We start from the raw sequence: 24,669 nt of genomic DNA on the forward strand, positions 1-24,669 counted from the left end.
GGCCAGCAAGACAAAAGAGCCTAAAGGCCGATGATCCAGACGCCGCAGGGCGAAATGTCAGAAGGGAGATGACATTGGGAGGAAACAATAGGGGGGCGCCGGGATGACGGCGATCCTGTCTGTGCTGAACTTTCTGCGCCCGCTCAACACCGGCCTGCTTGCAGTCGGCCGTTGGGTGGGCGTTTTTGCCATTGGTCTCATGGTGGCGGCAATCCTGATCCAGGTGTTTTTCAGATATGTTCTGGGCAGTGCATTGCCCTGGCCGGATGAGGCGGCGCGGTTCTGCATGTTGTGGATGACGGGCCTGATGGCGCCCACCGCTTTTCGCAGCGGCGGGTTTGTTGCGATCGACTTGATGGACAACGTGTTGCGCGGGGCGGCCTTTCACCTGCTGCAGCTGGTTCTTTTGGCGATCTGCCTGGCGGTTCTGATCGTCGGGGTTCAGATCGGCTACAAGGAGGTGATGGGCCTTGGCGGGCGCTTTGCAACCGCCTCACTTTATGTGCCGACGTCGCTTGGTTTTGACGAATGGTACCGTGTTCCGCGCAGCTGGATGATGCTGTCGCTGTTGGTTGGTGTTGCGCTGTTGATCCTCGTCAATGTGGAGCTGATCCTGGAACGCATCGTGCGGCTGTTCGGGCAGGGGGATCGCATCCCGCCGCGACCCGGGCTGAGCATGGGGGGCGCAGAATAATGCTGATCTGGTTCCTGCCGCTGTTCCTGTTTCTCTTGATGGTTGGCCTGCCGGTGTTCTTTTGCCTGTTGGCAGCCCCCGGAGCCCTGTTGTGGCTAAACGGTCAGGAACGGGATCTGACCCTGCTGTATCGCAATCTTTACAACGGGATGGACAGTTTTCCGCTCATGGCGATCCCGTTTTTCATGTTGGCGGGTGAATTGATGAACCGCGGTGGTATCACCGTGCGCCTGGTTGAGTTTTCGCAGGCGCTGATGGGCCACCTGCGCGGGGGCCTGGCACAGGTGAACATCCTGTCGTCGATCCTGTTTGCAGGGCTGTCAGGTTCTGCTGTGGCGGATACCTCTGCCCTTGGCTCCATGCTGATCCCAGCGATGGAGAAGGAAGGCTACAGCCGTAAATTCGCCGCAGCGGTCACAGCGGCCAGTTCGGTGATCGGGCCGATCATCCCGCCTTCTGGCATCATGATTATCTACGCCTATGTCATGGGCGAGAGTGTCGCTGCGCTGTTTCTTGCGGGGATCGTGCCGGGTATTCTGGTGGGCATCGGCCTGATGGTGATGGTGCGGATGATGGCGGATCGGTATGAGCTGCCTGCCGCCCGGCGTGTGGTGTTTGACAAGGTGGAGATCGGCGCGGTTGAAGCGTGGTTCTCCTTTGCACTGGTGCGGCTGAACCTTGGTCTGTTGTTTTCCCAGTTTGTCCCACTGAGCGACAGCGCCGGTGCGCAGGGGGCATGGCTCAGCTTTCTGGGGGGGGTGCTGTTGGCACATGGTTTGATGCTGGGTTTGCGCCGTGTGGTCAGCGCAGACTTCCGCGTCGTGTGCAAGCGGGCGGTGGTGCCTTTGCAGACGCCTGTGTTGATCCTTGGTGGCATCTTGGCGGGCGTGTTCACCCCGACAGAGGCGGCCGCAGTTGCCGTGGCGTATGCGCTGTTGATCAGCTTTGGCATTCTTGGCTCCATGCGGCTGTCGGACCTGCCGGAGGTCTTTTCTCGGGCGGGGATCACCTCGGCTGTGGTCCTGCTGCTGGTTGGGGCCGCGATGTCGTTCAAAACCGTCGTGAGCCTCAGCCACGCGCCAGAGCAGCTGGCAGGGTTCATCCTGACCCTGTCTGAAAACCCGCTGATCCTGCTGTTTCTGATCAATCTGCTGTTGTTTGTGGTCGGGATGTTTCTGGATGCAGGGCCCGCAATCATCATCCTCGGCCCGATCCTTGGCCCGGTTTTCGAAGGGCTCGGAGTTGAGCCCGTGCATTTCGCCATCATCATGTGCGTGAACCTGACTGTGGGGCTCGCGACACCGCCGATGGGGCTGGTGTTGTTCGTTGCGGCAGCTGTGTCGCAAGAGCGCGTGACGACCATCGCCAAGGCCATCCTGCCGTTCCTTGCCATCGAAATCGCCGTGATCTTCCTGATCACCTTTGTGCCCGCGATTTCGCTGACGGTGCCGAAATTGACCGGGTTCCTGAACTAGGGGCCTGACAGATCAAGCGAATAATCCAGAATAAAAGAGCAACAGGAGGAGAAACGATGCTCAGGAATTTGGTAAAGACGGTGGCCCTGTCGGCCCTGATGGCAGGAACTGCTCTGTCGGCATACGCCGCTGACTACACCATCCGTGCGACTGCAAACTCGAACGAAAACGACGAGGATTATGACGGTCTGGTCGTGTTCAAGAACTATGTCGAAGCCGCGTCAAACGGTGCGATCGAGGTTGAGCTGTTCATCGGCACGCAGCTTTGCTCCAACGGGGCGGAATGCCTTCAGGGCGTGGCAGATGGATCCATTGACGTCTATATCTCCACATCTGGCGGCGCCTCTGGCCTGTTCCCATATGTGCAGGTTCTCGATCTGCCTTATCTGATGGCGGATGACCGGATTGCAGAACATGTTCTGTCGGGCGATTTCACCCGTCAGATGCGCAAGATGGCGTTGGAGGATTCCGGTGACGCCATCCGCCTGATGACGATTGGCAACACCGGTGGCTGGCGCAACTTTGCCAACACGAAACGCCGCGTCGCAGAGCCGTCTGACATGAAAGGCCTGAAAATCCGGACCGTTGTCGCCGATCTTCCGCAGGAACTGGTGAAGGCCCTTGGTGCGTCGCCCACGCCGATCCCGTGGCCAGAGCTGTTCACCTCCTTCCAGACCGGTGTGGTTGAGGGCTCCAAAAACGGAATTACCGATATCATGGGGATGAAGTTCCCGGATGCGGGTCTGCAATATGTGACCCTTGATGGGCACGCTTACATGGGTGCGCTGTGGTGGATGTCGAACCAGACATTCGTGAACATGCCCGAAGACATGCGCCAGGTTGTTGTTGACGGCTTCTATGCCCTGCAGCAGGCCACCTTTGCCTCGCCCAAGCGCAAGTCGATCCAGGCCTATGAGGATTTTGTTGCCGGAGGTGGCGATCTCTATGTTCCGACACCCGAACAGAAGGCGGCCTTCAAAACCGCAGCAGAGCCGGTCTATGACTGGTTCAAGTCGAACGTGACCCGCGGGGATGAGATCTTTACCGCACTGACCAACGCGGTCGCAGAAGCTGAGGCAGACGTCAGCGCAGCCCGCGCAGCGGACCTGAACTGAGCCAAACCAAAAGAAACGGCGCGGGGATCACCTCGCTCCGTTTTCTCTTTTGGTTTCCAGCAGCATGTGTCCGACCAATGCTGAGCGCTCAGCGGAACGGGTACATCCAGACCTTGTAATCTTCGACAAGAACATGCGCTTTTTCAATCTCGTCCTGCGTCATTTTCTTCACCACTTCCTCAAGGCTGATGGCGGCATCGGGGTCTCCTCCGATGGCCGAAAGCGTGTACCACATATACGCACGGACAAGATCAGGGGCAGGCATGCCGCGGCCGATCTCATAGTACCAACCGATGCCAGACTGGGCGCCGGGGTGTCCTTTCATCGCAGACCGAAGATACCACTCAAAGGCGCGCTGGTCGTCTCGCTCAACGCCAAGCCCCATGGCATACATTACACCAATCAGCTCTTCGGCGTCGGCATTTCCGGACCGGGCCGCAGGCCAGAGCGCGGCTCTCGCCTCCTCAAACTGGCCTGCTTCCATCAGATCGCGCGCCGCTTCAATTTCGGCCAGGGCAGGCAGGGGCATACACAGCGACATCATCGCAGCGGTGGCCAGTTTCAGGAGGTGTTGGCGCATCTCATTTCCCTTCGTTGTGCCTTGGCGTCGGGGGCGGTTGCCGCCGGTCTGGCGGCAGGTGCCTCTTTTGCGGACGGCGCAGAACCGGTTGTCACCCGCCCTGGGTTTCCCGCCCCGCTGCGGGTGCGTGATTTTATGCCCACCGATCCAGCCAAGGCCGAGTTGGGGCGGCTGCTATTTTACGACAAGATCCTGTCTGGGAACAGAAACATCAGCTGCGGAACCTGTCATAATCCGAGGTTTGGCACCTCTGATGGTCTCTCGCTGGGCCTCGGTGAGGGGGCATCTGGGCTGGGGCAGGATCGGCGCTCGGGTGAGGGCGTCGACCGGATACAGAAACGCATTCCGCGAAACGCTCCGGCGCTTTGGAACCTTGGCGCGACGTCGATTGCCGTCTTGATGCACGATGGCCGCATCAGCCGCGATCCGATCTATGGCAACGGCTTTAACACCCCGGCCGAGGAATGGTTGCCGCAGGGGCTGCAATCGGTTCTGGCGGCGCAGGCATTGTTTCCGATGACCAGCGGTTTTGAGATGGCGGGCAATGTGGGAGAGAACGAAGTCATCGGAGCCGTAAGGGACCGGATCGATCTTGGCTGGCCAATCATCGCCAAACGTGTGCGTGTAGTACCGGATTATGGACAGGCGTTTGTTGAGGCATTTGACCACGTAACCACAGCAGAGCAGGTGCAGATCACCGACATAGCAGAGGCGCTGGCCCATTTCATGGTGCAGGACTTTACCTCGTTCGACAGCCCGTTTGATGCATTTCTGGCCGGAGATCAGGCCGCGCTCTCACCCTTGCAGCGAAGGGGCGCCGATTTGTTTTTCGGCTCGGCGGGCTGCAGCGGCTGCCATGCGGGGGCTCTGTTGTCGGATCAGAAATTCCATGCACTTGGACTGCCTGCGTTTGGCCCAGGTCGCGCACGCCGGTTTGATCCCTATGCGCGGGATGTGGGTCGCATGGGCGAGAGTGATGATCTCGCAGACGCCTATCGGTTCAGAACCCCGATGCTGCGCAACGTCGAATTGACCGGACCTTATGGTCACAATGGGGCCTATTCCACGCTTGAGCGAATGGTGCGCCATCATCTTGACCCGGAAGAGGGCAGGGCATCCTGGACACCGGCTGATCTGACATTGCCGCAGGTGGGCTGGCTTGCGCCGATTGATTTTGTCATCCAGAGCGACCGTTTGGAAATGGCGCGGCAGGCGCGCGCCCGCGATATCTATCTGCGCAATGACCTGAGCGACGACGACATCGACGCATTGGTCAGCTTTTTGACGTCCCTGACGGGAAAGGCCGCCCAAGAGCAGCGCTCGCGTGTTCCGGACAGCGTGCCCAGCGGCTTGCCCGTTGATCGCTAGTTGTAAAAGACGCGGGACCATCCGAGATGATCCCGCGCGCGTCATTTTGTACCGCTTTGCGCAGATCTCACTTTGCGTCGCGTTCCATGATCCATTCCACCTCAGGTGCTGCCACAAAACGCCATTTGCGCAAGGGGCCAGCCATCACGTTGAGATAGTACATCTCAAACCCGTAAGGCGCGCCGCAGGGGTGATGACCGCGCGGAACAAGGACGACATCGCCATCTGCCACAGCCATGGTTTCATCCAACTGCCCGTCATCGGTGTAGACGCGCTGAATACCAAAGCCATTGGCCGGATTGAGCCGGTGATAATAGGTCTCTTCCAGATAGGTGATCCGGGGGTAGTCATCTTCGTCATGGCGATGGCTGGGAAAGGAGGACCAATGACCTGCGGGGGTAAAGACCTCTGTCACCAGCAGGCTGTCACAATAGTCTTCGGCTTCCATCGCGATATTGTTGATGTACCGCGTATTTGTGCCTTTGCCACGCTCTGTCAGGGTGATGCCGTCAGGGCCGATACGGCGTGCATCGTGCCCGCCCTTGCCCGGGGCTGAACAGACGGCAATGGTGCAGTCCGTCGTCGCCTCAGCGGTCCAGTCACTGCCATTGGGCAGATAGAGACAATGCGGCGGCGTCTTTTCAAAGACGTTCATCCGGTCGCCAAGCTCGCCCCAATCCTGACCTGCGCCAGTGATGTTTGCCTTGCCTTCGACCATAACCAGAATGACCTCACGGTCGCCAGTCACATCGGACGCGGTTTCGCCCGCCCGCAGACGGTGCAGCGCAAAACCGACATAACGCCAACCCGCGCTTTCCGGGGTGATGCGATGCACTTCGCCGTGGGTGCCAAAGGGTTTTCTGAGCAGATCGCTCATGGCATTGCCTCCTGTGTTTTGAGGTGCATCATGCCTCTACGGTCAGGCCGTAGCGGGTGCACAGATCGCGGATCGTTTCATAGCCCAGTTTGGACGCCTCATATGGGGCGACCTTTGCGGGATCCTGTTCAGCCTCAACCACGATCCAGCCAGCATAGTCCATCTTGGCCAGTTTTTCCGTGACAGCCGCAAAGTCAATGGAGCCCTCGGCATCGCCCGGGACGGTAAAGGCACCTGCGATGACGGCATCCAGGAAGGACCAGTTTTCAGCCCGCGCCTGCGAGGCGATATTGGCGCGCAGATCCTTGTAGTGGACGTGGTGAATCCGGTCGCCCCATTTGTCCAGCGTCCCCAACAGATCACCGCCGCCAAAGACCAGATGACCTGTATCATAAAGCAGCGTGACCTCGGGGCTGCTGGCCTCCATCAGCCAGTCGATGTCCTGTTGATCCTCGATAAAGGCGCCCATGTGGTGATGATAGGCAAGCGGCAGGCCCTTGTCCGTCATCCATTTGGCAATCTCCGACAGTTTGGCGGCATAGCCGTGCACGTCGTCACGGCTCAGCTTGGGGCGGTTGTTGACCGGTGTGCCCTGATCGCCTTGAACGGTGTTTGAGCATTCGGCATAGACCAGACAAGGCGCGCCAAGGGCTGCAAATTGCTCCACCTGTTCCTGAATGGCGGCCTTTTCGGTGGCGACATCATTGACCAAAAGATTGCCAGAGCACCAACCGCCACACAGGGCAATGTCATACTCGTTCAAGTATTTGCGCAGGCCTTCGGTGTCTTGCGGCATGCGGCGGCCGCGCTCAACGCCGGTGTAGCCGATGTCGCGCGCCTCGCTAAGGGCCTGTTCCATTGTGTAGGCTGCAGTCAGGTCCGGCAGGTCGTCGTTCTGCCAGGCGATGGGGGAGATACCAATCTTGACGCTCATGGTCGTGGTCTTTCTGTTGTGACGCGGCTCAACGCGCCAATGTCTGTTGTCTTGATACTTCGGTCCCCCGCGTCGCGCAGGTCAGCGACACGGGGGGCGCGCTCAATTCAAGGCGCGGGCTTTGATCTGTTTTTCGTACTCGGCCCGCTTGGCGCGGACCTCTTCGCGCGCCGAGACCTCGGGCACTGCGACGTCCCACCAGAACCCACCATCCGGGGTGGAGGGGTAGGGATCTGTATCGATCACGATCACAAACGGACCTTTTGCCGATTTCGATCGTTGCAGCGCGTCTTCGAGTTCCGTGATCGAAGAGACGTGAACCGACGCAGCCCCCATAGAGGCGGCATGGGCGGCAAAGTCGATATTGGCTGGGTTCACGTGATAGCTGTGATCCAGCAGGTTGTTGAACTCGGCTCCGCCGGTGCCCATTTGCAGCCGGTTGATACAGCCATAACCCCGATTGTCGGTGATCACGACAGTCATATCGATGCCGAGCATGGCTGCGGTGGCCAATTCGGAGTTGGCCATCATGTAGCTGCCATCGCCGATCATGCAGATCACCTCGCGGTCAGGTTGGGCCATCTTGATGCCCATGGCGCCTGCGATTTCATATCCCATGCAGGAATAGCCGTACTCCATGTGGTAGGCACCGGGGCGCGGGGCCTTCCAGAGTTTATGCAGCTCCCCCGGCATGGTGCCCGCGGCGCACATGACCACCGTGTCGGGGCCGGAACTGCGCTGCACTGCGCCGATGACATGCTGGTCGCTTGGCGACTGAATGTCGTCTCGCGGGGCGGCGGTCAGCGGGTCGACGGCCGCGAACCATGCTTCCTTCAGGGCTGAAGACGGCGCTTCTGCGCAATGATCGCCAAGCGCCTCGCTCAGCTGTTCCAACCCGATCTGCGCATCACAGCACAGTGGTTCCGCGCCGTGCTTCATCGCATCATATGCGGCCACATTGAGCGAGATGAGTTTGCGAGCGGGGTTCTGAAACAGGTTCCAGGATCCCGTGGTGAAATCCTGAAAGCGGGTCCCGACGCCCAGCACCACATCCGCATCCGTGCAGATCTCGTTTGCCGACCCGGCGCCGGTTACACCAACGGGGCCCAGGTTCAGAGGATGGTCCCAGGCAAGGGCGGATTTGCCGGCCTGGCTCTCCACCACAGGGATTTGATGCGTTTCGGCAAAGGCGCGCAGTGCATCGCAGGCGCCAGAATAATGCACCCCGCCCCCGGCGACGATCACGGGTTTCTTCGCTGCCCGGATCAGCTCTGCCGCATGTGCAAGTTCTCGGGCATCCGGGAGAGCCCGGCGAATGTACCACGTGCGCGGCTCAAAAAACGCCTCGGGCCAGTCGTAGGCCTCGGCCTGAACGTCCTGACAGAACGCCAGTGTCACCGGGCCACAGTCGGCAGGGTCCGTCATCGTGCGAAAGGCGCGCGGCAGGGCAGTCAGCAGCTGCTCTGGTCGGGTGATCCGGTCGAAATAACGGCTGACCGGTTTAAAGCAGTCATTGGCGCTGATGGTGCCGTCGTTGAAATTCTCGACCTGCTGCAACACGGGGTCCGGGCCGCGCCCTGCAAAGACATCACCGGGGATCAGCAGCAGGGGAAGGCGATTGACATGGGCAAGGGCGGCAGCCGTGACCATGTTGGTCGCGCCGGGCCCGATTGACGAGGTCACAGCCATGGCACGCTTGCGGCCGGATTGTTTGGCATAGGCGATGGCCGCATGGGCCATGGTTTGCTCATTGTGACCACGATAGGTGCGAAAACTCTCGCGTTCAGCATAGAGCGCCTCGCCCAGGCCTGCGACATTGCCATGACCAAAGATGGCCCAGATGCCGTCAAGGAACGGCACGCCATCTTCGTTCAGCTGCGCCGCCAGATAGCGGACCATGGCCTGTGCGGCGGTCAGTCGGATCGTTGTCATCAAACGGCTCCCTGTGCTTTTTGTTTTTGAACGCTATCACGTGCGTCGCCCCAAATGTCGCAGAGGCGTGCGTAGTTCTCTGTCATTCGGCTCACGGCCTCATGATCGTCCAGCTTGCCTGCAAACCAGTCCCGTGCCACCTGGCCAAAGATGGTCCGACCCACGGCAAAGCCTTTGACCAGCGGGAAGCGTGTTGCAAGGGCAAAGCTCTCGCGCAGATCGTCTTCCGGGGCGTCCAGCCCGAGAACCACGATGCCGCGCGTCCGCTTGTCGTTGCGTTCGATTGCCTCACAGCTTGCAGCCCAGGCCGCTTCCGTGCGGAAGGGTTCCAGCTTCCACCAATCGGGATAGATCCCGGCATCATAGATGCGCTGGATCACGGTCGGGGTGGTTGTGTCATCAACCGCACCCACCTTGGAGGGGATGACCTCCAGCAGGAACTCCAGCCCGTTTCGACGACAGGATTGGAACAGGCGACGGACGGTCGAGAGGTGATCCTCCCACATGGCATCATCATCGTCCGGGTGCGGGAAACACAGGCATTTCACAACGTGATTTGCAGGCCATTCCTTCAACCCGCCGCAGTCTTCTCCGACCTGCGGCTCCAACCGCAAGGGGCGCGAGCCCGGCCATTCCACCGGACGTCCGATCCAAAGACCCTTGTCTGCAGCTGCATGGAGCGCGCGGGTGCCGACCCGGCCGTCGCACAGAATGCCGTGGCCACCGCGCCCGGCGGCCTGCGCAACTGCTGCTTCCAGACACAGCTCTTTGAAGGCGCTGATCTTTTCGGGCGTCGCGCCCTCCATCTCTTCCATCTGACTGCGATGATCAAACGCAAAGACGCGGATGTCGTCCCAGTCCAGTTTGCGGGTGGTTGACCAGTGGATCTGCTCCAGTGCCTGGTCTTTGCGCAGGGCCTTTTCCTGGATCCCACGGTCGAGGAAGAACTGCAGTTCCTCCCAGCTTGGATAGGCCGGGGTGCAGCCGTGGCGGCTGACGGCAAACGCACCGCAGGCGTTGGCGTATTTCAGCGACGTGGGCCAGTCTTCGTTGTCGAGCCAACCCTTGAGAAGACCGGACATAAAGCCATCACCAGCGCCGAGGACATTGAACACCTCGATGGGAAAGCCGGGGCCGGTCTGCCCATCATTCAGGCTGTCGGGAATGTCACCAACAAAGGCAGCCGCCCCGTCTGCACCGCGTTTGCAGACCAACACCGCGCCGGATACGGCGCGCACCGCGCGCAGCGCTGCAATTGTGTCTGTGGTTCCGCCTGCGATGTGGAATTCTTCCTCCGTGCCGACGATCAGATCGAACAGATGCAATGTCGACTGGAGCTTTGCTGTCACGGCATCCGAGGCGATGAAACGGTTTTCGCCATCTCCGTGCCCTGACAGCCCCCAAAGGTTGGGGCGAAAATCAATATCAAGCGCGGTTTGTGCGCCGTGTTTGCGCGCGAGTTCGAGCGCTTTGAGAACCGCGGCTTCTGTGCGTGGATTGCTCAGATGGGTGCCGGTTGCCACAACGGCCCGGGCGCGGGCGATGAATGCCTCATCCACGTCGTCAACACTCAGCGCCATATCGGCACAGTTTTCGCGGTAGAAAATCAGCGGAAACTGTTCTTCATCCCGAATGCCCAAAAGAACAAGCGCGGTCAGGCGGTCGGGATCGGTGAGGACGCCCGTGACGTCCACACCTTCCTTGATCAGTTCTTCACGCAGGAAACGGCCCATGTGCTCATCCCCGACCTTGGTCAGCAGGGCAGAGCGCAAGCCGAGCCGAGCCGTCCCTGTGGCCATATTGGTGGGTGAGCCGCCGACATATTTTTCGAACGAGCGCATGTCCTCAAGCCGACCGCCAATCTGTGCACCGTACAGGTCCACAGAGGAGCGACCGATCGTGATGAGATCAAGATCTTTTGTCATCAGACAGTTCCTTCCAGAGAACCTTCAAGCTGGGCCAATTCCTGACCACCTGCCATCAGATCCTGCAGTTCTTCGGGGGTAATATCGCCGCGCGTGGCAGTGCCAAGCGTCTGACCGCGGTTAAGCACGGTGAAACGATCGCCAACTGCCAGCGCGTGGCGGACGTTGTGTGAGATAAAGACGACCCCGACGCCCTGTTTGCGCACCCGGTCGATGGTGGCCAGAACATTGGAGGTCTGGCGCACGCCAAGTGCAGAGGTCGGCTCGTCCAGGATCAGCACTCGCGCGCCAAAGTATACGGCACGTGCGATGGCAACCGTTTGGCGTTCGCCACCGGACAATGTGCCAACCGCCTGGTCGGGGCCACGCAGGTTGATGCCCATCTTGCGCATTTCCTCGACGGCGGTCTCGTTCATCTTTTCGACGTCCATCCGCCGGAAGGGTCTGCGCCCCTTCACCGGCTCGCGGCCCATGAAGAAATTGCGCGTGACGCTCATCAGGGGGATCATTGCAAGATCCTGGAAAACCGTAGCGATCCCGGCCTCCATCGCGTCACGTGGGCTGGTGAAGTTCATCGGCTTGCCGTCGATGGTGATTTCACCCTTGGTTGGTTGATGAACGCCCGACATCGTTTTGATAAATGTCGATTTTCCGGCGCCGTTATCGCCCAGCAGGCAGTGGCATTCTCCGGGCCTTACGTCAAAGCTGACGCCAGCCAGGGCGATGATGTTGCCAAAGTGCTTTTCGATGTTTTTCATCTGGATGATCGGCTTGGCTTCGCGCTGCGGATCACCGTGGTGGAATGTCGTGTCCTGGGTCATATCAACGCTCCCCCGTCACGCGCTTGCGGATATAGTTGTTGAACAGAACCGCGATCAGGAGCATGCCGCCAAGGAAGATCTGGAACCAGTCCTGGTCAAAGTCGGTGTAGGTCAGCCCGATGGTCACCATGCCAAAGATGATGGCGCCAAAGAATGCCCCGATCGCCGAGCCGTAGCCCCCGGTCAGGAGACAGCCGCCGATAACCGCCGCGATGATGGCTTCGAATTCTTTCATGAACCCGCGGCGTGCGTCGGTTGAACCTGCATCCATCACGGTGATGATGGCAACCAATGCGGCACAGATCGCTGTCACCATGAAGAGCGAGATCTTGACCTTTCGCACCGGAACACCGGAATTTGCAGCGGCGTTGCGGTCCCCGCCTGATGCAAACACCCAGTTGCCTTGCGGTGTGCGCAGCAAAACGTAGGTGGCAACCAGCGACAGCGCGATGAACCACAGGATTTCGACTGGAATTCCGGGCACCTTGGGGGTGCCGTTCTTGAAGGTGTCGATCAGGCCGATCTCTGCCAGCGCAACGAAAATCGGACCGAAGGCATCGCCGGAAAAGAAGGGCGCGAGCCAGTCGTCCTGGACTGCGTCACGGACGCCTCGCAGCTGGGTAGAGCCGCCCGACGCAAGTTTCAGACCAACAAGCGACGCGCCACGCAGGACGAAGAGAAACGCCAAGGTCACGATAAAGGAGGGCAGGCCGGTGCGCAGGACAATCATGCCATTCATTGCGCCAAGACCAGCCGCCACCGCCATGGTCAGCGGGATCGCCACAATAAGGGGCAGGCCAAAGGTGACGACACTTGCGCCAAAAATGAGACCTGCAAAAGCCACCATGGAGCCGATGGAGAGGTCAAACTCCCCCCCGATCATCAGCATGGCGGCGCCAATCGCGAGGATGCCCAGCTGGGCTGCGGGGGTCATGAAGTTCATGATGCCAGACAGCGTGAACATGGCGCTGTCGGCGGTGATCAGGAAGAAGGCGGTTACCAGGATAACCCCGGCGATTGCACCCAGTTCGGGCCGCTTCATCAGCCGCGCTCCCAGGCCTTCTTGTTTTAGACGTTCGTCTTGGACGGTTTGGGCCATGTTGGCCATCTCAGGCACTCCCTTCAGACAAAGAGAGGCCGTGGCGCGGCAGAATGCGCCACGGCCCCCTGAATGGATTAAACGTTTCGCGAAAAAGGCTTAGCGGATGCCTTCAGCGCTCAGCTCAACCACTTGGGACGCTTTGTCCGCGGTGATCAGGTTCGGGCCGGAAGGCACGTTGCCGCCGGGGATCAGGCCATAGCTTGCGTTCAGCGCCAGGAAGGAGACCGGCAGGTAACCTTGCAGGAACTGCTGCTGGTCGATTGCGAAGGCCGCTTCGCCTTTGGAGACGCTTTCGAGGAAGCTTGCGGAGAGGTCAAAGGTCGCAACATTGACTTCACCGGTCCGGCCAACCGATGCAACCGCACGGATTGCAGGCTCACCAACCAGCGACGCGCCAAGACCCATCACGGTGTCGATGTCGGGGTTGGATTCGAGCGCGGCTTTCACCTTGGCTTCGACTTCTGCGGGGTCGTTTTGCGTCGGGATCACGTCAACAGACCCGCCAAAACCATCAGAGAACCCCTGGCAGCGCAGGTCGAGCGCAACGTTGCCGACCTCCTGGTTCACACAGATGCCAACGGTGCCACCCATAGAGGCCAGTTTCTCGCCCGCGGCCTTGCCTGCGGTGTATTCGTCCTGACCAACGTGCAGCAGCGCGCCGAGCTCTTTGGACACGTCAGAGCCGGAGTTCATGGAAATCACGGGAATACCTGCCTCGACCGCGCGCTTGATGGACGGTGCCAGTGCGTCGGCGTCAGGGATGGACACGACCAGCCCATCGGGCTCTTGGTTCACAGCTGCGTCGATCAGCTGGCTCATCTGAACCATGTCAAAGGTCTCGGGCGAACGGAAATCAACGTTGGCACCGGTGTGTTCTGCCGCCTTGTCGACGCCGTTTTTGACAACCGACCAGAACGGGTCGTTAGCCTGGCCGTGGGCGACAACAATGATGTCCTGCGCCAGTGCGGGTGCTGCCATTGCGAGTGTTGCGGCAACAGCCGCTGTCTTAACCAAAGTCTTCAATTCTTCCTCCCATATGTGTTGGCCATACGTCTGGCCATCAGGTCCGTAGCGACAGATCTGGGCTACGGTGCCCCTCTCTTTTCGGCCTTCAGCCGAGGGGTGGATCCCTCTCGAATCGCACCCGTGGAAAATTTATTCCATTTTTGAAAAGGCCGAGTCAAGTTGCCTTCCGCTTTTCTGCGGTCAGAACGGAAAGCGCCGTGGTGAGGGTGAGGGAGGCGTTGAGAGAGCGGAAACCCGCGACCTCGTGTTCGCGCACAACAAGGGTTTCGGTCGCGAATTCGAAGAGGGGGCATTTTTCTGAGTCGGTCAGCCCAAAGACCGTCGCCCCGCGTTCAGCGGCGATCCGGGCATCGTTGATCGTGGTCTGCGAAAAGGGGGCGAAAGTCACCGCAAGCATGGCGTCTTCGGGGCTGACCAGGTGGTGATTGCTCAGGTGGCCCACGTGGGTGTGCAGATGCGTGGGGACGTCCAGGTTTTCCAGAAGATACGCCATGTTGCTGACCACGGCAAACGCCCGTCTTGCGCCGATCAGGTGGACAATCCTGGCTTGAGACAGGCCCTCTGCTACCTTTATAAGGCCATCATTTGCAACGGAATTTCCAAGAGAGATGAGCGATTTCTGTCCAGCTTCGGCAAAATCGGCGAGCAGTTGACCGCTGCTGTGGTCCTGATCGGATCGCAGTGTGGCAAGCCGTTCCTCGTAGTCGGGGCGGAAACTGGTGTACTGCTCGCGAAAAAGGGCCTGCATATCGGAATAGCCGCCAAAGCCGAAGACTTGACAGAAGCGCATGTAGACAGAGGGCGCAACGCCCGCTGCCTTGGCCATATCTGAGACAGTCGAGACGGCAACAAGGTGGAGATTGCGGCGGGTGAACGTGGCGCATTGATCCATCCGCTTCGGCAGGGTTCCGATGATTTCATCCAGCCGGTTAATCGCGGCAGTGATGGTTGCTGGCGGCTGCGCTTGCTGGTCATTTTCTGTCACGGGCTGTCCTCTTGCTTGACAGGCTTAGTTTAATCGCTCATCACCAAAAATGGAACAAAAATTCCATATAGGAGGGGATTGTGATTCTACGCCTTGGTCTGATTGGTACCGGATTTATGGGCAAGGCCCACGCGCTTGCCTATCGCGCGGCTGGCGCAGTTTTTGGCGATCTGCCAGAGGTGCAGCTGTCCGTCCTCTGCGATACGCCAGCTGCAAGTGCGCAGAAATACGCACGACAGTTCGGTTTTGCCCGCCCCACCGATGACTGGCGCGCGCTGGTGGCGTCCCCTGACGTTGACGTTGTTTCGATCACCACGCCGAACGGCCTGCACAAGGAGATGGCGCTGGCGGCGATTGCGGCGGGCAAACATGTCCATTGTGAAAAACCCATGGCGTTGACGATTGAAGACGCCGAAGAGATGGAAGCCGCCGCGCGGACAGCCGGCGTTCATACGATGGTGGGGTACAACTACATCCACAATCCAGCGGTGGGACATGCGCGCAAGCTGATCGCGGATGGTGTCATCGGCACCCCGGTCCATTTCCGGGGGTGGGTGGATGAGGACTATCAAGCCGACCCGAATTTGCCCTGGACCTGGCGGGCGCGACGCGCGGATGCGGGGCTGGGCACGCTGGGGGATCTCGGCTGCCATCTGGTGTCGATGTCGCAGGTCCTGATGGGTGAAATTGACAGCCTCATCGCGGACACTCAGATCATTCACAAAACCCGCCCCATGCCTGATGGCTCTGGTCATGGTACGGTTGAAAACGAAGATACCGCCTCGGCCATCTTGCGCTACAAAAACGGTGCACAGGGGACGATGTGTACCTCGCGCTCTGCCTGGGGTCGCAAGAACAAGCTGGATTGGGAAGTCCACGGCACAAAGGGGATGATCACCTTTAGCCAGGAACGACTGAATGAGCTGCAGCTTTTCACCAACGAAGGCCCGCGGGCAGAGCAGGGGTTCCGCACGATCCTGACGGGCGCCGATCACCCGCCCTATGCCGCCTTTTGCCCTGCGCCGGGCCACCAGCTGGGGTTTGGCGATCTAAAGACCATCGAGGTTGCAAATTTCCTGCGTGCTGTTGCGGCCGGACAGGAAACATATCCGAATTTCACGGACGCGCTTGCCATTGAGCGTGTCATTCATGCAATCGACACATCCGCCCGCGACGGCGCACGTGTATCCCTCTGAGTTCCTTGAAAGGACAAATCATGAAAGTTGCTCTCTTTGGTGCGGGGCGCATTGGCAAGGTCCATGCCGCATCGATCAAAACCGACCCGCGCTCCGAACTCGTCGCGGTGACCGATGTCATGACCGAAGCCGCCGAGGCGCTTGCTGCGGAATACGGCATCAAGGCCTGTTCTGCCGACGAAATCCTCGCAGACAGCAGCATCGACGCTATCTTGATTGCATCCTCCACAAACACGCATTCCGATCTGATCGAGGCAGGTGTTAAGGCGGGCAAGGCGATTTTCTGTGAAAAGCCGATCGACCTGTCACTGGAGCGGGCGCATCAGGTCCTCAAGATCGCGGCCAGCCATGACAAGCCGATGATGATGGGCTTCAACCGTCGTTTTGATCCGAACTTCATGGCGCTCAAGGCGGCGCTTGAGGCGGGCGAAATCGGCAAGGGTGAGATGCTGGCCGTCACCTCTTATGACCCCGCGCCACCCCCGGTGAGCTACATCAAGGTCTCTGGCGGTCTTTATCGGGACATGATGATCCACGATTTCGACATGTGCTCTTATCTCTTCGGGATGCCCAAGAGCGTCATGGCTCACGGCTCGTGCCTGGTTGATCCGCAGATTGGTGAAGCAGGCGACATTGACACGGCGGTCGTTGTTCTGACGTATGAAGATGGCCGGATTGCAACCATCCGCAACTCGCGCCGTGCGCCTTATGGCTATGACCAGAGAGTTGAGGTGCTGGGATCGGACGGGACGCTTGCAGCCGAAAATGAGTTGGAAAACACCGTTGTGAAATCCACCACCTCCGGCGTTACCTCAGCCAAGCCGGTCTATTTCTTCCTCGAACGCTACATGCGGGCCTACGGCATTGAATGGTCTGCCTTTGTCGACGCCGTTGTGGACGGCAAGCCGGTCCCCGCAGGCATTCAGGACGGCGTGAATGCGCTTGCCCTTGCTGAGGCTGCAAATCAGTCGCTGCAGTCCGGCCGTCCGGTGGATGTCACGGCAGAGCTGACAGGCGCCTGATCGCCCGAGTGAGCGGCGTAGCAGCCGTTTGAGTGAGCTGACAAGGCCGTGGGTCAGGTGGGTAACTGCCTGACCCTTTTTCGTGCCAAGGGCCAAAGGTGGACCGCCACGACGATCTGTCGCGACTGCAGCGCGATGGCGAGAGGGGATGTGTGGAAATGGTAGGCCCGGCAGGATTCGAACCTGCAACCAAAGCGTTATGAGCGCTCTGCTCTAACCGTTGAGCTACAGGCCCGCCACGGTTTGGTTATGTAATCGCGGCGAAGAGGTCAAGCCGAGATCGCGCCAGACGGGTCTTCTTTTCCCAGGGGAAACAGGCGCTTTGCCCCATTGCCAAACGCAACGGATGCTGTTGCCCGATCATGGGGCGGTTTCCCTGCACGCCGCGGTGAAAATGCGGACTGTCGGCCACGTCTGGGCATGTGGCAGATTCCCTTGTTTCTTTCTTCCCTGCCTTGCGCTAAAGGCTGCGCAACGTCTTTGAAGGAGCACTGAGATGACCAGCGGCAAGAACGGTTTGACCTACGCAGACGCGGGGGTGGATATTGATGCAGGCAACGCTTTGGTGGATCGCATCAAACCCGCCGCGAAACGGACCAACCGTTCTGGCGTGATGAGCGGGCTGGGTGGTTTTGGCGCGCTGTTCGATTTGAAGGACGCCGGATACAACGACCCCATCCTGGTCGGCGCAACGGACGGTGTTGGCACCAAGCTGCGCATCGCCATCGACACTGGTGTCGTGGACGGTGTGGGGATCGATCTGGTTGCGATGTGTGTCAACGATCTGGTTTGCCAAGGCGCAGAGCCGCTGTTCTTCCTCGACTATTTCGCAACTGGAAAGCTGGAAACAGAAACGGCTGCCCGCATCATCGAAGGCATCGCCGAGGGCTGCGTGCGCTCCGGCTGCGCGCTGATCGGTGGTGAGACGGCTGAAATGCCGGGCATGTACCCCAAGGGCGATTTTGACCTCGCGGGCTTTGCCGTCGGCGCAATGGAGCGCGGCACTGCGCTGCCTGCTGATGTGCAGGAGGGGGACGTCCTTTTGGGGCTCGCTTCTGACGGGGTTCATTCCAACGGGTATTCTTTGGTGCGCAAGCTGGTTGAGGTTTCTGGCCTTGGCTGGGACGCAGACTGCCCATTCGGCGAGGGCACATTGGGTGAGGCGCTGCTGACGCCAACCCGTCTTTACGTCAAACAGTGCCTTGCAGCGGTGCGGGCAGGGGGCGTGCATGCGCTGGCCCATATCACCGGCGGCGGTCTGACCGAAAACCTGCCGCGTGTGCTGCCCGAAGATCTGGGGGCGGACATTGACCTGAACGCCTGGGAGCTGCCGCCCGTCTTCAAGTGGATGGCTGAAACCGGCGGTATCGCCGAGGCGGAGATGCTGAAGACCTTCAACTGCGGCATTGGCATGATCCTGTCCGTTTCTGCAGAGCGCGCAGATGAACTGATTCAGGTGCTGGAAGCCGAGGGCGAAACAGTCTCGCGTCTGGGCACTGTGACGGCTGGTGCGGGTATGCGCTACTCGGGCAAGCTGCTGTGAGCCACAAGCGCGTCGCGATCCTGATTTCGGGCGGCGGCTCCAATATGGTGTCGCTGGTCGAGAGCATGACCGGCGATCATCCAGCGCGGCCCTGTCTGGTGTTGTCGAACATTGCCAGTGCTGGCGGGCTGACAAAAGCTGCCGCAGCTGGCATCCCGACCGCTGTGGTGGATCACAAACCCTTCGGCAAGGACCGCGCGGCGTTTGAGGCAGAGCTGGTCAAGCCAATCCTTGACGCTGGCGCCGACATCGTTTGCCTCGCCGGTTTCATGCGCGTGCTGACAGACGGCTTCGTGTCGCAGTTTCAGGGGCGGATGCTGAATATTCATCCCTCGCTGTTGCCCAAGTACACAGGTCTGAACACCCATGCACGGGCGCTGGAGGCAGGTGACCGCCAGCATGGCTGTACCGTTCACGAGGTCACGGCCGTTCTGGATGACGGACCGATCCTGGGGCAGGCGCGCGTGGATGTGGCCGCGGATGATACGCCTGAAACCCTGGCGGCCAAGGTGTTGGTGGAGGAGCACAAACTCTACCCTGCGGTGCTGCGCCGCTATGCGGCAGGGGATCGTACCCCCGTAATTCTCGGCTAAATGTCACACAAGGGCGTCAGCTGCATCCCGCAGCTGGCGCCCAATTGCATTGCGCAAGGCGAGCGCGTATCACCGATGCATATGATGACCTGAATATCTGGATATCTTCGCTTTATGAAAACGATCACGACCACCGATGAATTGGAAACCTTCTGTCAGGAGGCCGCCCAGCACCCATATGTGACGGTGGACACGGAGTTTCTCCGCGAACGCACGTATTTTTCCAAACTCTGTCTCGTCCAGCTGGCCTATCCCGGCAAGGATAACGAAAACGCTGTCCTGGTGGACCCGCTGGCGGATGGCCTGTCACTTGAGCCGCTTTATGCGCTGTTTCGAAACGAGTCCGTGGTCAAGGTCTTTCATGCCGCCCGCCAGGATCTGGAAATCTTCTGGGTTGATGCGCAGGTCTTTCCGACGCCGCTGTTTGACACGCAGGTCGCTGCGATGGTCTGCGGCTTTGGCGAGCAGGTCGGATATGAGACGCTGGTGCGCAAGATCGTCAAGCAGGGCCTGGACAAGACCTCTCGCTTTACGGACTGGTCACGCCGCCCGCTGAGCGATGCGCAGAAAACCTATGCGCTGGCGGATGTGACCCATCTGCGGCAGATTTACGAACATCTTGCAGCTGAACTCAAACGGACGGAGCGGTCTCATTGGGTGGCGGAGGAACTGCAGGTTCTGACCGATCCTGCCACATATGAAATCAATCCCCGCGATGCCTGGCGCCGGGTCAAGACGCGTACCAACTCGGGCAAGTTTCTCGCCGTTGTGCGCGAGCTGGCAGCCTTTCGCGAAACCTATGCCAAAACAAACAACGTGCCCCGTAACCGGGTTTTCAAGGATGATGCGCTGGTTGAGCTTGCCTCGACCAAACCACGCTCCGCGTCTGATCTGGGCAATTCACGGCTCCTGCTGAGAGAGGCGCGCAAGGGCGCGATTGCCGATGGCATCCTTGAGGCCATCGCAAAAGGTGTCGCGTGCCGGGCAAGTGATCTGCCGCAGGTCGATAAGAGCCGCGAAAAGATGCAGGTAAATCCTGCACTTGCAGATCTGCTGCGGGTTCTGTTGAAGGCCAAGACCGAAGCCTCTGGTGTTGCCGCAAAACTGATCGCGCCGAGCGCGGATCTGGATGCGATTGCGGCGGGTCAGCGCAATGTTCCTGCCCTTAATGGATGGCGCCTTGAGGTGTTTGGCGCAGATGCGCTTCGCCTGTGCAACGGCGAGATTGCGCTGGCAGCCAAGGGCCAATCGGTAAAGGTTGTCACGCTCTGACAGCCCGTCATCGGTCTCAAACGAAAAAAGGCGCCGCAACGGGCGCCTTTTTTCGTTTCAGGTCGGGGTCCCTCAGCGGCGGCTTTCCCTTGCGTTCTGCTCGGCAACGACACGGATGCTGCGCACACCGGCCAGCTGCTGACGGGTCAGGCTGACAGCGGCCCGGAGGGTGCGGGTGCGATCACTGCCAACAGGTGTTCTATATCCGGGATAGATGGCGCGGAACGTGAAATCCAGTGTCGCGTCCTTGGTCCGTTCATCGCGGTCAGCCTCGTCCAGGCGCAGCTCAACCCCGTAGGCGCCCTGACGTGCAGCGATCCCGGTGGCATAAACGATGGCCCCTGTTGGCGTCCGCTCCACGCGCATGTCGCTTACGCTTTGGACCAGAACGGTCTGGTCAACGGCCTCGGGGCGGGCAAAGACACTGACCCGGTCTTTTTGCGGGATCAGCGGGTTAACCGGTGCGCTGCTGTCCTCAACCACTTCGACCTCATCCGATCCACCGAACCAGTTCAGTGGGTTGACGCGCGAGTCGCGAAAGCCACAGCCAGACAGTGCCACGGCCCCGATCAGGAGGACTGCGATTGATCTTTGCATGATGGTTCACCCGTTCAATATGTCCACGCTAGTGCTACCCGATTGCAGACCACTTGAAAAGCTGTTGAAAAGCCATTGTTTGCGGCTTAGGTCCACCTGTGTCGCCGGGCAGAAACGAAATGAGGAAAAACCGTCATGGCCAGTGCAGCCTTTGAAGAGATTGTCGAGGATTTCGAGTTTCTCGAGGATTGGGAAGATCGCTATCGCCACGTGATCGAACAGGGCAAGGCGATGGCGCCTCTGGATGATGCGTTGAAGGTGCCGGCCACCAAGGTGGATGGTTGCGCCAGCCAGGTTTGGCTGCACCCGACCATCGAAAACGGCGTGTTCCACTTTGATGGCGAAAGCGATGCGATGATCGTTCGGGGCCTGATCGCGGTGTTGCGCGCGCTTTACAACGGGCTGAGCGTCGCAGAGGTGCTGCAGGTGGATGCACGGGCAGAAATGGGGCGCCTTGGCCTGAATGAACACCTGTCTGCGCAACGCTCAAATGGGCTGACCGCGATGGTGCAGCGCATTCGCGAAACCGCCGCTGCAGCCGCCTAACCCCCTGATCGTGGGGACCAGCCGCAACTGTATTGGTCATTCTCGGCCAGCCAGGCTTCTTCACGGGCGCGCAATTTTGCTATGAACTCCCGCAGGAGTGTCACCCGGCGAGGGCGAAAGCTCTCGTCGGTATTTTTGTATCCGTCGATGCGGGTGACGTGAAAGCTGCGAAAATCCTGTCGTTTGCAGCACCAGGCAAGCAGCATGACACTGCGATCATAATATGACAGGGCAAGCGGATAGATCCGCCGTTCGGTTCGTGCGTCTTTCAGGTCGCGGTAGCCGATGTCCAGCGCCTCTTCGGCCCACATGGCTTCCCGCAAGAGGGTCATGTCAATTGTGGGTGTGGCGGGAGTGTTGAACCGCTGGACCAGATTGACCGCATGCATGGCCTGTCGCTGTTGGCGTTCGGGAAGGGTGGCGAGGATTTTGACCAGGGCGTCATTGGCGGCTTGCGCGAGATCCGCATCACCGCGCTGGTTTACATCCGCCAGACCAAGCGTCAGCGCCTCCAGTTCGATCTGGGTAAAGGTCTGCGGGGGCAATGCGGGATCTTCGACCATCGTATAGCCAAGACCTGCCTCGCCCTCGATCCGGGCACCTGCTGCGCGCAGGCTGTCGATGTCACGATAAATCGTGCGTTCCGAGACCTCCATCGCGGCGGCAAGCCGCGCGGCCGTCACGGGCGGTCTGAGGCCCCGGATAAGGTGCAGAAGACGAAAGAGGCGATCTGTTTTGGCCATGGCTTTCTATCGCAGGTTCATCCTGACAGGAATTGGCAGGAGCCTAGCCACATAAGCCGATCATCAGCAACAGCGAAGTTTGAAAGGTCATTGATATGCCAACGCTTTACCACTCTCCCAACAGCCGGTCTTCCCGTGTGATCGCACAGCTCATGCTCATGAAAAAGCTGGACGCGGTCGAGATCGTAACCGTCGATGTGCCCCGCCATGACGGCGCCGGTCGCCGTGACCCGCGCAACCCCCATCCCGAAGGCAAGGTGCCCTATCTTGTCACCGATGAAGGGCAGGGCATCCGCGAGAGCGCGGCGATCATGATGTATCTGGATGAACTCTTTGGTCAGCCGTTCAGCCCACAGATCGGCTCGCCTGATCGGGGCCGCTATCTCAGCTGGATGGCCTACTCCGGTGGGGTGCTGGAACCGGTTCTGGTGGCGGCCTTTTCCGGTCTGGATCACGCCGCATTCAAGAGCACGTTCCGCAGCATGGAAGAGGTCTGCACAGCGCTGGAGGCTGCGCTGGAGGGGGGCTGCTTTCTCTTGGGGGATGCGCTCTGCGTTGCGGATATTCTGCTGGCATCGCCTTTCCAGTGGGCGCCGCACCTGATGCCGGACAGCCCTGCGATCAAGGCTTGGGTGAAGCGGGTCGATGAGGGTCTTGATGGTGACGCAATAGCGGCGTTCGAGGCCGAGGCGATGAAAGAGCTGAGCGCGCTGGAAGACGCCTGAAGCGCGACGGCAAAAAAGGGGGGTGTGCGGGATCAGTCCCGCGCGCCGCCACCCCACTGCAACATCGCCCCCTCAAGGTCGCCATAGCCGGTGTGGCGATGCTCAAACGCCAGTCCCATCCGGTCGGCGCAGTCTTTCGCCTTGGCAAGAAGATCAGCGTCGGTGATCTGTGACTGGTAGACCAGCTTGGTGTAATTCCCGAACACCATGTCCCGCAGTTCCGGATGCTTATCGAGGCCCATTGGTCGCCAGACAAAGGCGTCAAACTGTTTCACCAGGAAATCGGTCAGGTAGAAGGCGGTGATTTCGCCCTCATCGGTGTGGCGGGCAAAGGTCTCGTTGCCTTCAAAGAAGGAATAGCAATGCGGCCCTGCGATCATCTCGACACCAAGCTCGGCGCATTTGCGCTCCAGCACTCCGCCGGTCCCGCAGTCGGCGTAGACCACATGAATGGTGTCGTAGGTCATGAGATGTTTCGCGACAGCCCCTTCGACAGCATCGACAATCTGTTCAGGATAAAGGTGCAGTTTCGCAGGCAGGCAGGTCAGGTCGATGTGATCCAGTTGATTTGCATCCTTGATGGCAAGGATTTCACGGGCAAGCGCCCCACAGGCAATCAACAGGATACGGCCGGTCTTTTTTTCCGGGGCTGCCAGACCCCGTTCGGTGAGGGAGCTTTCCTCAAGCGAACGCCCTGAGGGCGGTTGGAACGCCGCCCGCTCAGTCAGGCGGGCGGCGCGTCCTTTGCGTGCCAAATCAGGCGCTCATCTGGTTGTGCTTGCGCGAAACAAAGTCCTTGGCCATTTCAACTGCAACGGCGGCATCACGGCAGTAGCCGTCAGCACCGATTGCCTTGCCAAACTCTTCGTTGAGCGGCGCGCCGCCAACCAGAACGATGTAGTCATCGCGCTTGCCTTGCTCGACCATCGTGTCGATCACGACCTTCATGTAGGGCATGGTGGTGGTCAGCAGAGCAGACATGCCGAGGATGTCGGGCTTGTGCTCTTCAAGCGCTTCCAGGTAGTTTTCAACCGGGTTGTTGATGCCGATGTCGACCACCTCAAAGCCTGCGCCTTCCATCATCATGGACACCAGGTTCTTGCCGATGTCGTGGATGTCGCCCTTGACGGTGCCAATGACCATGGAGCCCATGCGCGGCGCACCGGTTTCAGCCAGCAGCGGCTTCAGGATGGCCATGCCGCCCTTCATCGCGTTTGCCGCAAGCAGCACTTCGGGAACGAACAGGATACCGTCACGGAAGTCGGCGCCAACGATGGTCATACCGCCAACCAGTGCTTCGGTCAGGATCTTGTAGGGGGCCCAGCCGCGCTCCAGAAGGATGTTCACACCTTCTTCGATTTCTTCTTTGAGACCATCGTAGAGGTCATCAAACATCTGCTGAACGAGTTCTTCGTCGTTCAGTTCTGCCAGGATGATGTCATCTGCGTCGTCCGACATGGGCGTATTCCTTACTAGGCGGGGGAGTCTCCCCGGCGTGGCATCTTTTTTCCGTATTGGTCCAGATTGTCGCAAGGTGACTGCATTATTTGCGACATTGCCAAGTTCCGAACCGACCTATAGGCGCAAAACTAGCGGAT

At 59.7% G+C, this 24,669-nt stretch carries 24 protein-coding genes and 1 tRNA gene; 11 read left to right on the forward strand and 14 right to left on the reverse strand.

Annotated elements, in window-relative coordinates; all coding sequences use genetic code 11:
- Positions 1-103 precede the first annotated feature (103 nt).
- Genes KUV39_RS02090 through KUV39_RS02100 form a run of 3 tightly spaced genes read left to right on the forward strand, consistent with a single transcriptional unit; the run spans position 104 to position 3,284 of the window.
- Positions 104-694, forward strand: coding sequence for a TRAP transporter small permease (locus KUV39_RS02090; protein WP_222458799.1), 591 nt, complete (start codon positions 104-106; stop codon positions 692-694).
- Positions 694-2,169: a TRAP transporter large permease gene (locus KUV39_RS02095; RefSeq protein ID WP_008559007.1), complete on the forward strand. Its 1,476-nt coding sequence runs from the start codon at positions 694-696 to the stop codon at positions 2,167-2,169. Before KUV39_RS02090 ends, KUV39_RS02095 begins: the two co-directional genes overlap by 1 nt.
- Positions 2,170-2,225: 56 nt before the next feature.
- On the forward strand, positions 2,226-3,284 hold the full coding sequence (locus KUV39_RS02100) for a TRAP transporter substrate-binding protein (protein WP_222458800.1): 1,059 nt from the start codon (positions 2,226-2,228) through the stop codon (positions 3,282-3,284).
- Positions 3,285-3,372: 88 nt separating this feature from the next.
- On the opposite strand, the gene KUV39_RS02105 is transcribed toward KUV39_RS02100, so the two are convergent.
- Positions 3,373-3,828 carry a tetratricopeptide repeat protein gene (locus KUV39_RS02105; RefSeq protein WP_168577809.1) on the reverse strand — a complete coding sequence of 152 codons (456 nt, stop codon included), beginning with the start codon at positions 3,826-3,828 and terminating at the stop codon, positions 3,373-3,375.
- Between the two features lie 27 nt (positions 3,829-3,855).
- On the opposite strand from KUV39_RS02105, the gene KUV39_RS02110 reads away from it, so the two are divergent.
- On the forward strand, positions 3,856-5,232 hold the full coding sequence (locus tag KUV39_RS02110; protein ID WP_222458801.1) for a cytochrome-c peroxidase: 1,377 nt from the start codon (positions 3,856-3,858) through the stop codon (positions 5,230-5,232).
- A gap of 67 nt (positions 5,233-5,299) precedes the next feature.
- Here KUV39_RS02110 and iolB read toward each other — a convergent pair whose 3' ends face one another.
- From iolB to KUV39_RS02150, 8 genes are all read right to left on the reverse strand, one after another.
- Complete coding sequence (gene iolB, locus KUV39_RS02115) at positions 5,300-6,109, reverse strand: 5-deoxy-glucuronate isomerase (protein WP_046210147.1); 810 nt, start codon at positions 6,107-6,109, stop codon at positions 5,300-5,302.
- Between the two features lie 28 nt (positions 6,110-6,137).
- Positions 6,138-7,043: a myo-inosose-2 dehydratase gene (gene iolE / locus KUV39_RS02120; RefSeq protein WP_008559975.1), complete on the reverse strand. Its 906-nt coding sequence runs from the start codon at positions 7,041-7,043 to the stop codon at positions 6,138-6,140.
- A gap of 102 nt (positions 7,044-7,145) precedes the next feature.
- A complete protein-coding gene (gene iolD / locus KUV39_RS02125) occupies positions 7,146-8,975 on the reverse strand; it encodes a 3D-(3,5/4)-trihydroxycyclohexane-1,2-dione acylhydrolase (decyclizing) (RefSeq protein ID WP_222458802.1) in 1,830 nt (609 codons plus the stop codon).
- Entirely contained in the window at positions 8,975-10,900 is a 1,926-nt protein-coding gene (locus KUV39_RS02130) for a bifunctional 5-dehydro-2-deoxygluconokinase/5-dehydro-2-deoxyphosphogluconate aldolase (protein WP_222458803.1), read from the reverse strand. Before KUV39_RS02130 ends, iolD begins: the two co-directional genes overlap by 1 nt.
- Positions 10,900-11,721: an ATP-binding cassette domain-containing protein gene (locus tag KUV39_RS02135; RefSeq protein ID WP_008560427.1), complete on the reverse strand. Its 822-nt coding sequence runs from the start codon at positions 11,719-11,721 to the stop codon at positions 10,900-10,902. The genes KUV39_RS02130 and KUV39_RS02135 overlap by 1 nt, the downstream gene beginning before the upstream one ends.
- Before the next feature lies 1 nt (position 11,722).
- Positions 11,723-12,829 (reverse strand): ABC transporter permease, encoded by a 1,107-nt coding sequence (locus tag KUV39_RS02140; RefSeq protein WP_008560832.1) that lies wholly within the window; start codon positions 12,827-12,829, stop codon positions 11,723-11,725.
- 90 nt (positions 12,830-12,919) lie between these two features.
- Positions 12,920-13,846, reverse strand: coding sequence for a sugar ABC transporter substrate-binding protein (locus tag KUV39_RS02145; RefSeq protein ID WP_222458804.1), 927 nt, complete (start codon positions 13,844-13,846; stop codon positions 12,920-12,922).
- A gap of 157 nt (positions 13,847-14,003) precedes the next feature.
- Positions 14,004-14,834, reverse strand: coding sequence for a MurR/RpiR family transcriptional regulator (locus tag KUV39_RS02150; RefSeq protein WP_008560784.1), 831 nt, complete (start codon positions 14,832-14,834; stop codon positions 14,004-14,006).
- Between the two features lie 80 nt (positions 14,835-14,914).
- On the opposite strand from KUV39_RS02150, the gene KUV39_RS02155 reads away from it, so the two are divergent.
- The gene (locus tag KUV39_RS02155; protein WP_222458805.1) at positions 14,915-16,030 is read left to right on the forward strand and encodes a Gfo/Idh/MocA family protein; all 1,116 of its coding nucleotides are present in this window, start codon (positions 14,915-14,917) and stop codon (positions 16,028-16,030) included.
- Positions 16,031-16,050: 20 nt separating this feature from the next.
- Positions 16,051-17,052, forward strand: a complete 1,002-nt coding sequence (iolG, locus tag KUV39_RS02160) for an inositol 2-dehydrogenase (protein ID WP_050673374.1) — start codon at positions 16,051-16,053, stop codon at positions 17,050-17,052.
- A gap of 159 nt (positions 17,053-17,211) precedes the next feature.
- Here the strand turns inward: iolG and KUV39_RS02165 are convergent.
- Positions 17,212-17,287: transfer RNA gene (locus KUV39_RS02165), tRNA-Ile, on the reverse strand.
- Between the two features lie 261 nt (positions 17,288-17,548).
- On the opposite strand from KUV39_RS02165, the gene purM reads away from it, so the two are divergent.
- The 3 genes from purM to rnd all read left to right on the forward strand — a co-directional run bounded on the left by purM (position 17,549) and on the right by rnd (position 20,460).
- Complete coding sequence (purM, locus tag KUV39_RS02170) at positions 17,549-18,595, forward strand: phosphoribosylformylglycinamidine cyclo-ligase (RefSeq protein WP_222458806.1); 1,047 nt, start codon at positions 17,549-17,551, stop codon at positions 18,593-18,595.
- A complete protein-coding gene (gene purN, locus KUV39_RS02175) occupies positions 18,592-19,188 on the forward strand; it encodes a phosphoribosylglycinamide formyltransferase (protein ID WP_008562939.1) in 597 nt (198 codons plus the stop codon). The genes purM and purN overlap by 4 nt, the downstream gene beginning before the upstream one ends.
- Before the next feature lie 114 nt (positions 19,189-19,302).
- On the forward strand, positions 19,303-20,460 hold the full coding sequence (gene rnd, locus KUV39_RS02180) for a ribonuclease D (protein ID WP_008559387.1): 1,158 nt from the start codon (positions 19,303-19,305) through the stop codon (positions 20,458-20,460).
- Positions 20,461-20,532: 72 nt separating this feature from the next.
- Here rnd and KUV39_RS02185 read toward each other — a convergent pair whose 3' ends face one another.
- Positions 20,533-21,057: a hypothetical protein gene (locus KUV39_RS02185; protein ID WP_222458807.1), complete on the reverse strand. Its 525-nt coding sequence runs from the start codon at positions 21,055-21,057 to the stop codon at positions 20,533-20,535.
- A 135-nt stretch (positions 21,058-21,192) separates the two neighbouring features.
- Here KUV39_RS02185 and KUV39_RS02190 point away from each other — a divergent pair, with 135 nt between their 5' ends.
- Positions 21,193-21,603 (forward strand): SufE family protein, encoded by a 411-nt coding sequence (locus tag KUV39_RS02190; protein ID WP_008559927.1) that lies wholly within the window; start codon positions 21,193-21,195, stop codon positions 21,601-21,603.
- Here the strand turns inward: KUV39_RS02190 and KUV39_RS02195 are convergent.
- Complete coding sequence (locus KUV39_RS02195) at positions 21,600-22,346, reverse strand: helix-turn-helix transcriptional regulator (RefSeq protein ID WP_222458808.1); 747 nt, start codon at positions 22,344-22,346, stop codon at positions 21,600-21,602. The genes KUV39_RS02190 and KUV39_RS02195 overlap by 4 nt on opposite strands.
- A 95-nt stretch (positions 22,347-22,441) precedes the next feature.
- On the opposite strand from KUV39_RS02195, the gene KUV39_RS02200 reads away from it, so the two are divergent.
- Positions 22,442-23,071 (forward strand): glutathione S-transferase family protein, encoded by a 630-nt coding sequence (locus tag KUV39_RS02200; protein WP_222458809.1) that lies wholly within the window; start codon positions 22,442-22,444, stop codon positions 23,069-23,071.
- A 32-nt stretch (positions 23,072-23,103) separates the two neighbouring features.
- Here KUV39_RS02200 and KUV39_RS02205 read toward each other — a convergent pair whose 3' ends face one another.
- Positions 23,104-23,826, reverse strand: coding sequence for a DUF1638 domain-containing protein (locus tag KUV39_RS02205; RefSeq protein WP_222458810.1), 723 nt, complete (start codon positions 23,824-23,826; stop codon positions 23,104-23,106).
- A gap of 1 nt (position 23,827) precedes the next feature.
- Positions 23,828-24,529: a corrinoid protein gene (locus KUV39_RS02210; protein WP_008560558.1), complete on the reverse strand. Its 702-nt coding sequence runs from the start codon at positions 24,527-24,529 to the stop codon at positions 23,828-23,830.
- Positions 24,530-24,669: the final 140 nt, after the last annotated feature.

Origin of the sequence: Phaeobacter italicus, assembly GCF_019801785.1 — a bacterium.
Classification (GTDB): Bacteria; Pseudomonadota; Alphaproteobacteria; order Rhodobacterales; family Rhodobacteraceae; genus Phaeobacter; species Phaeobacter italicus.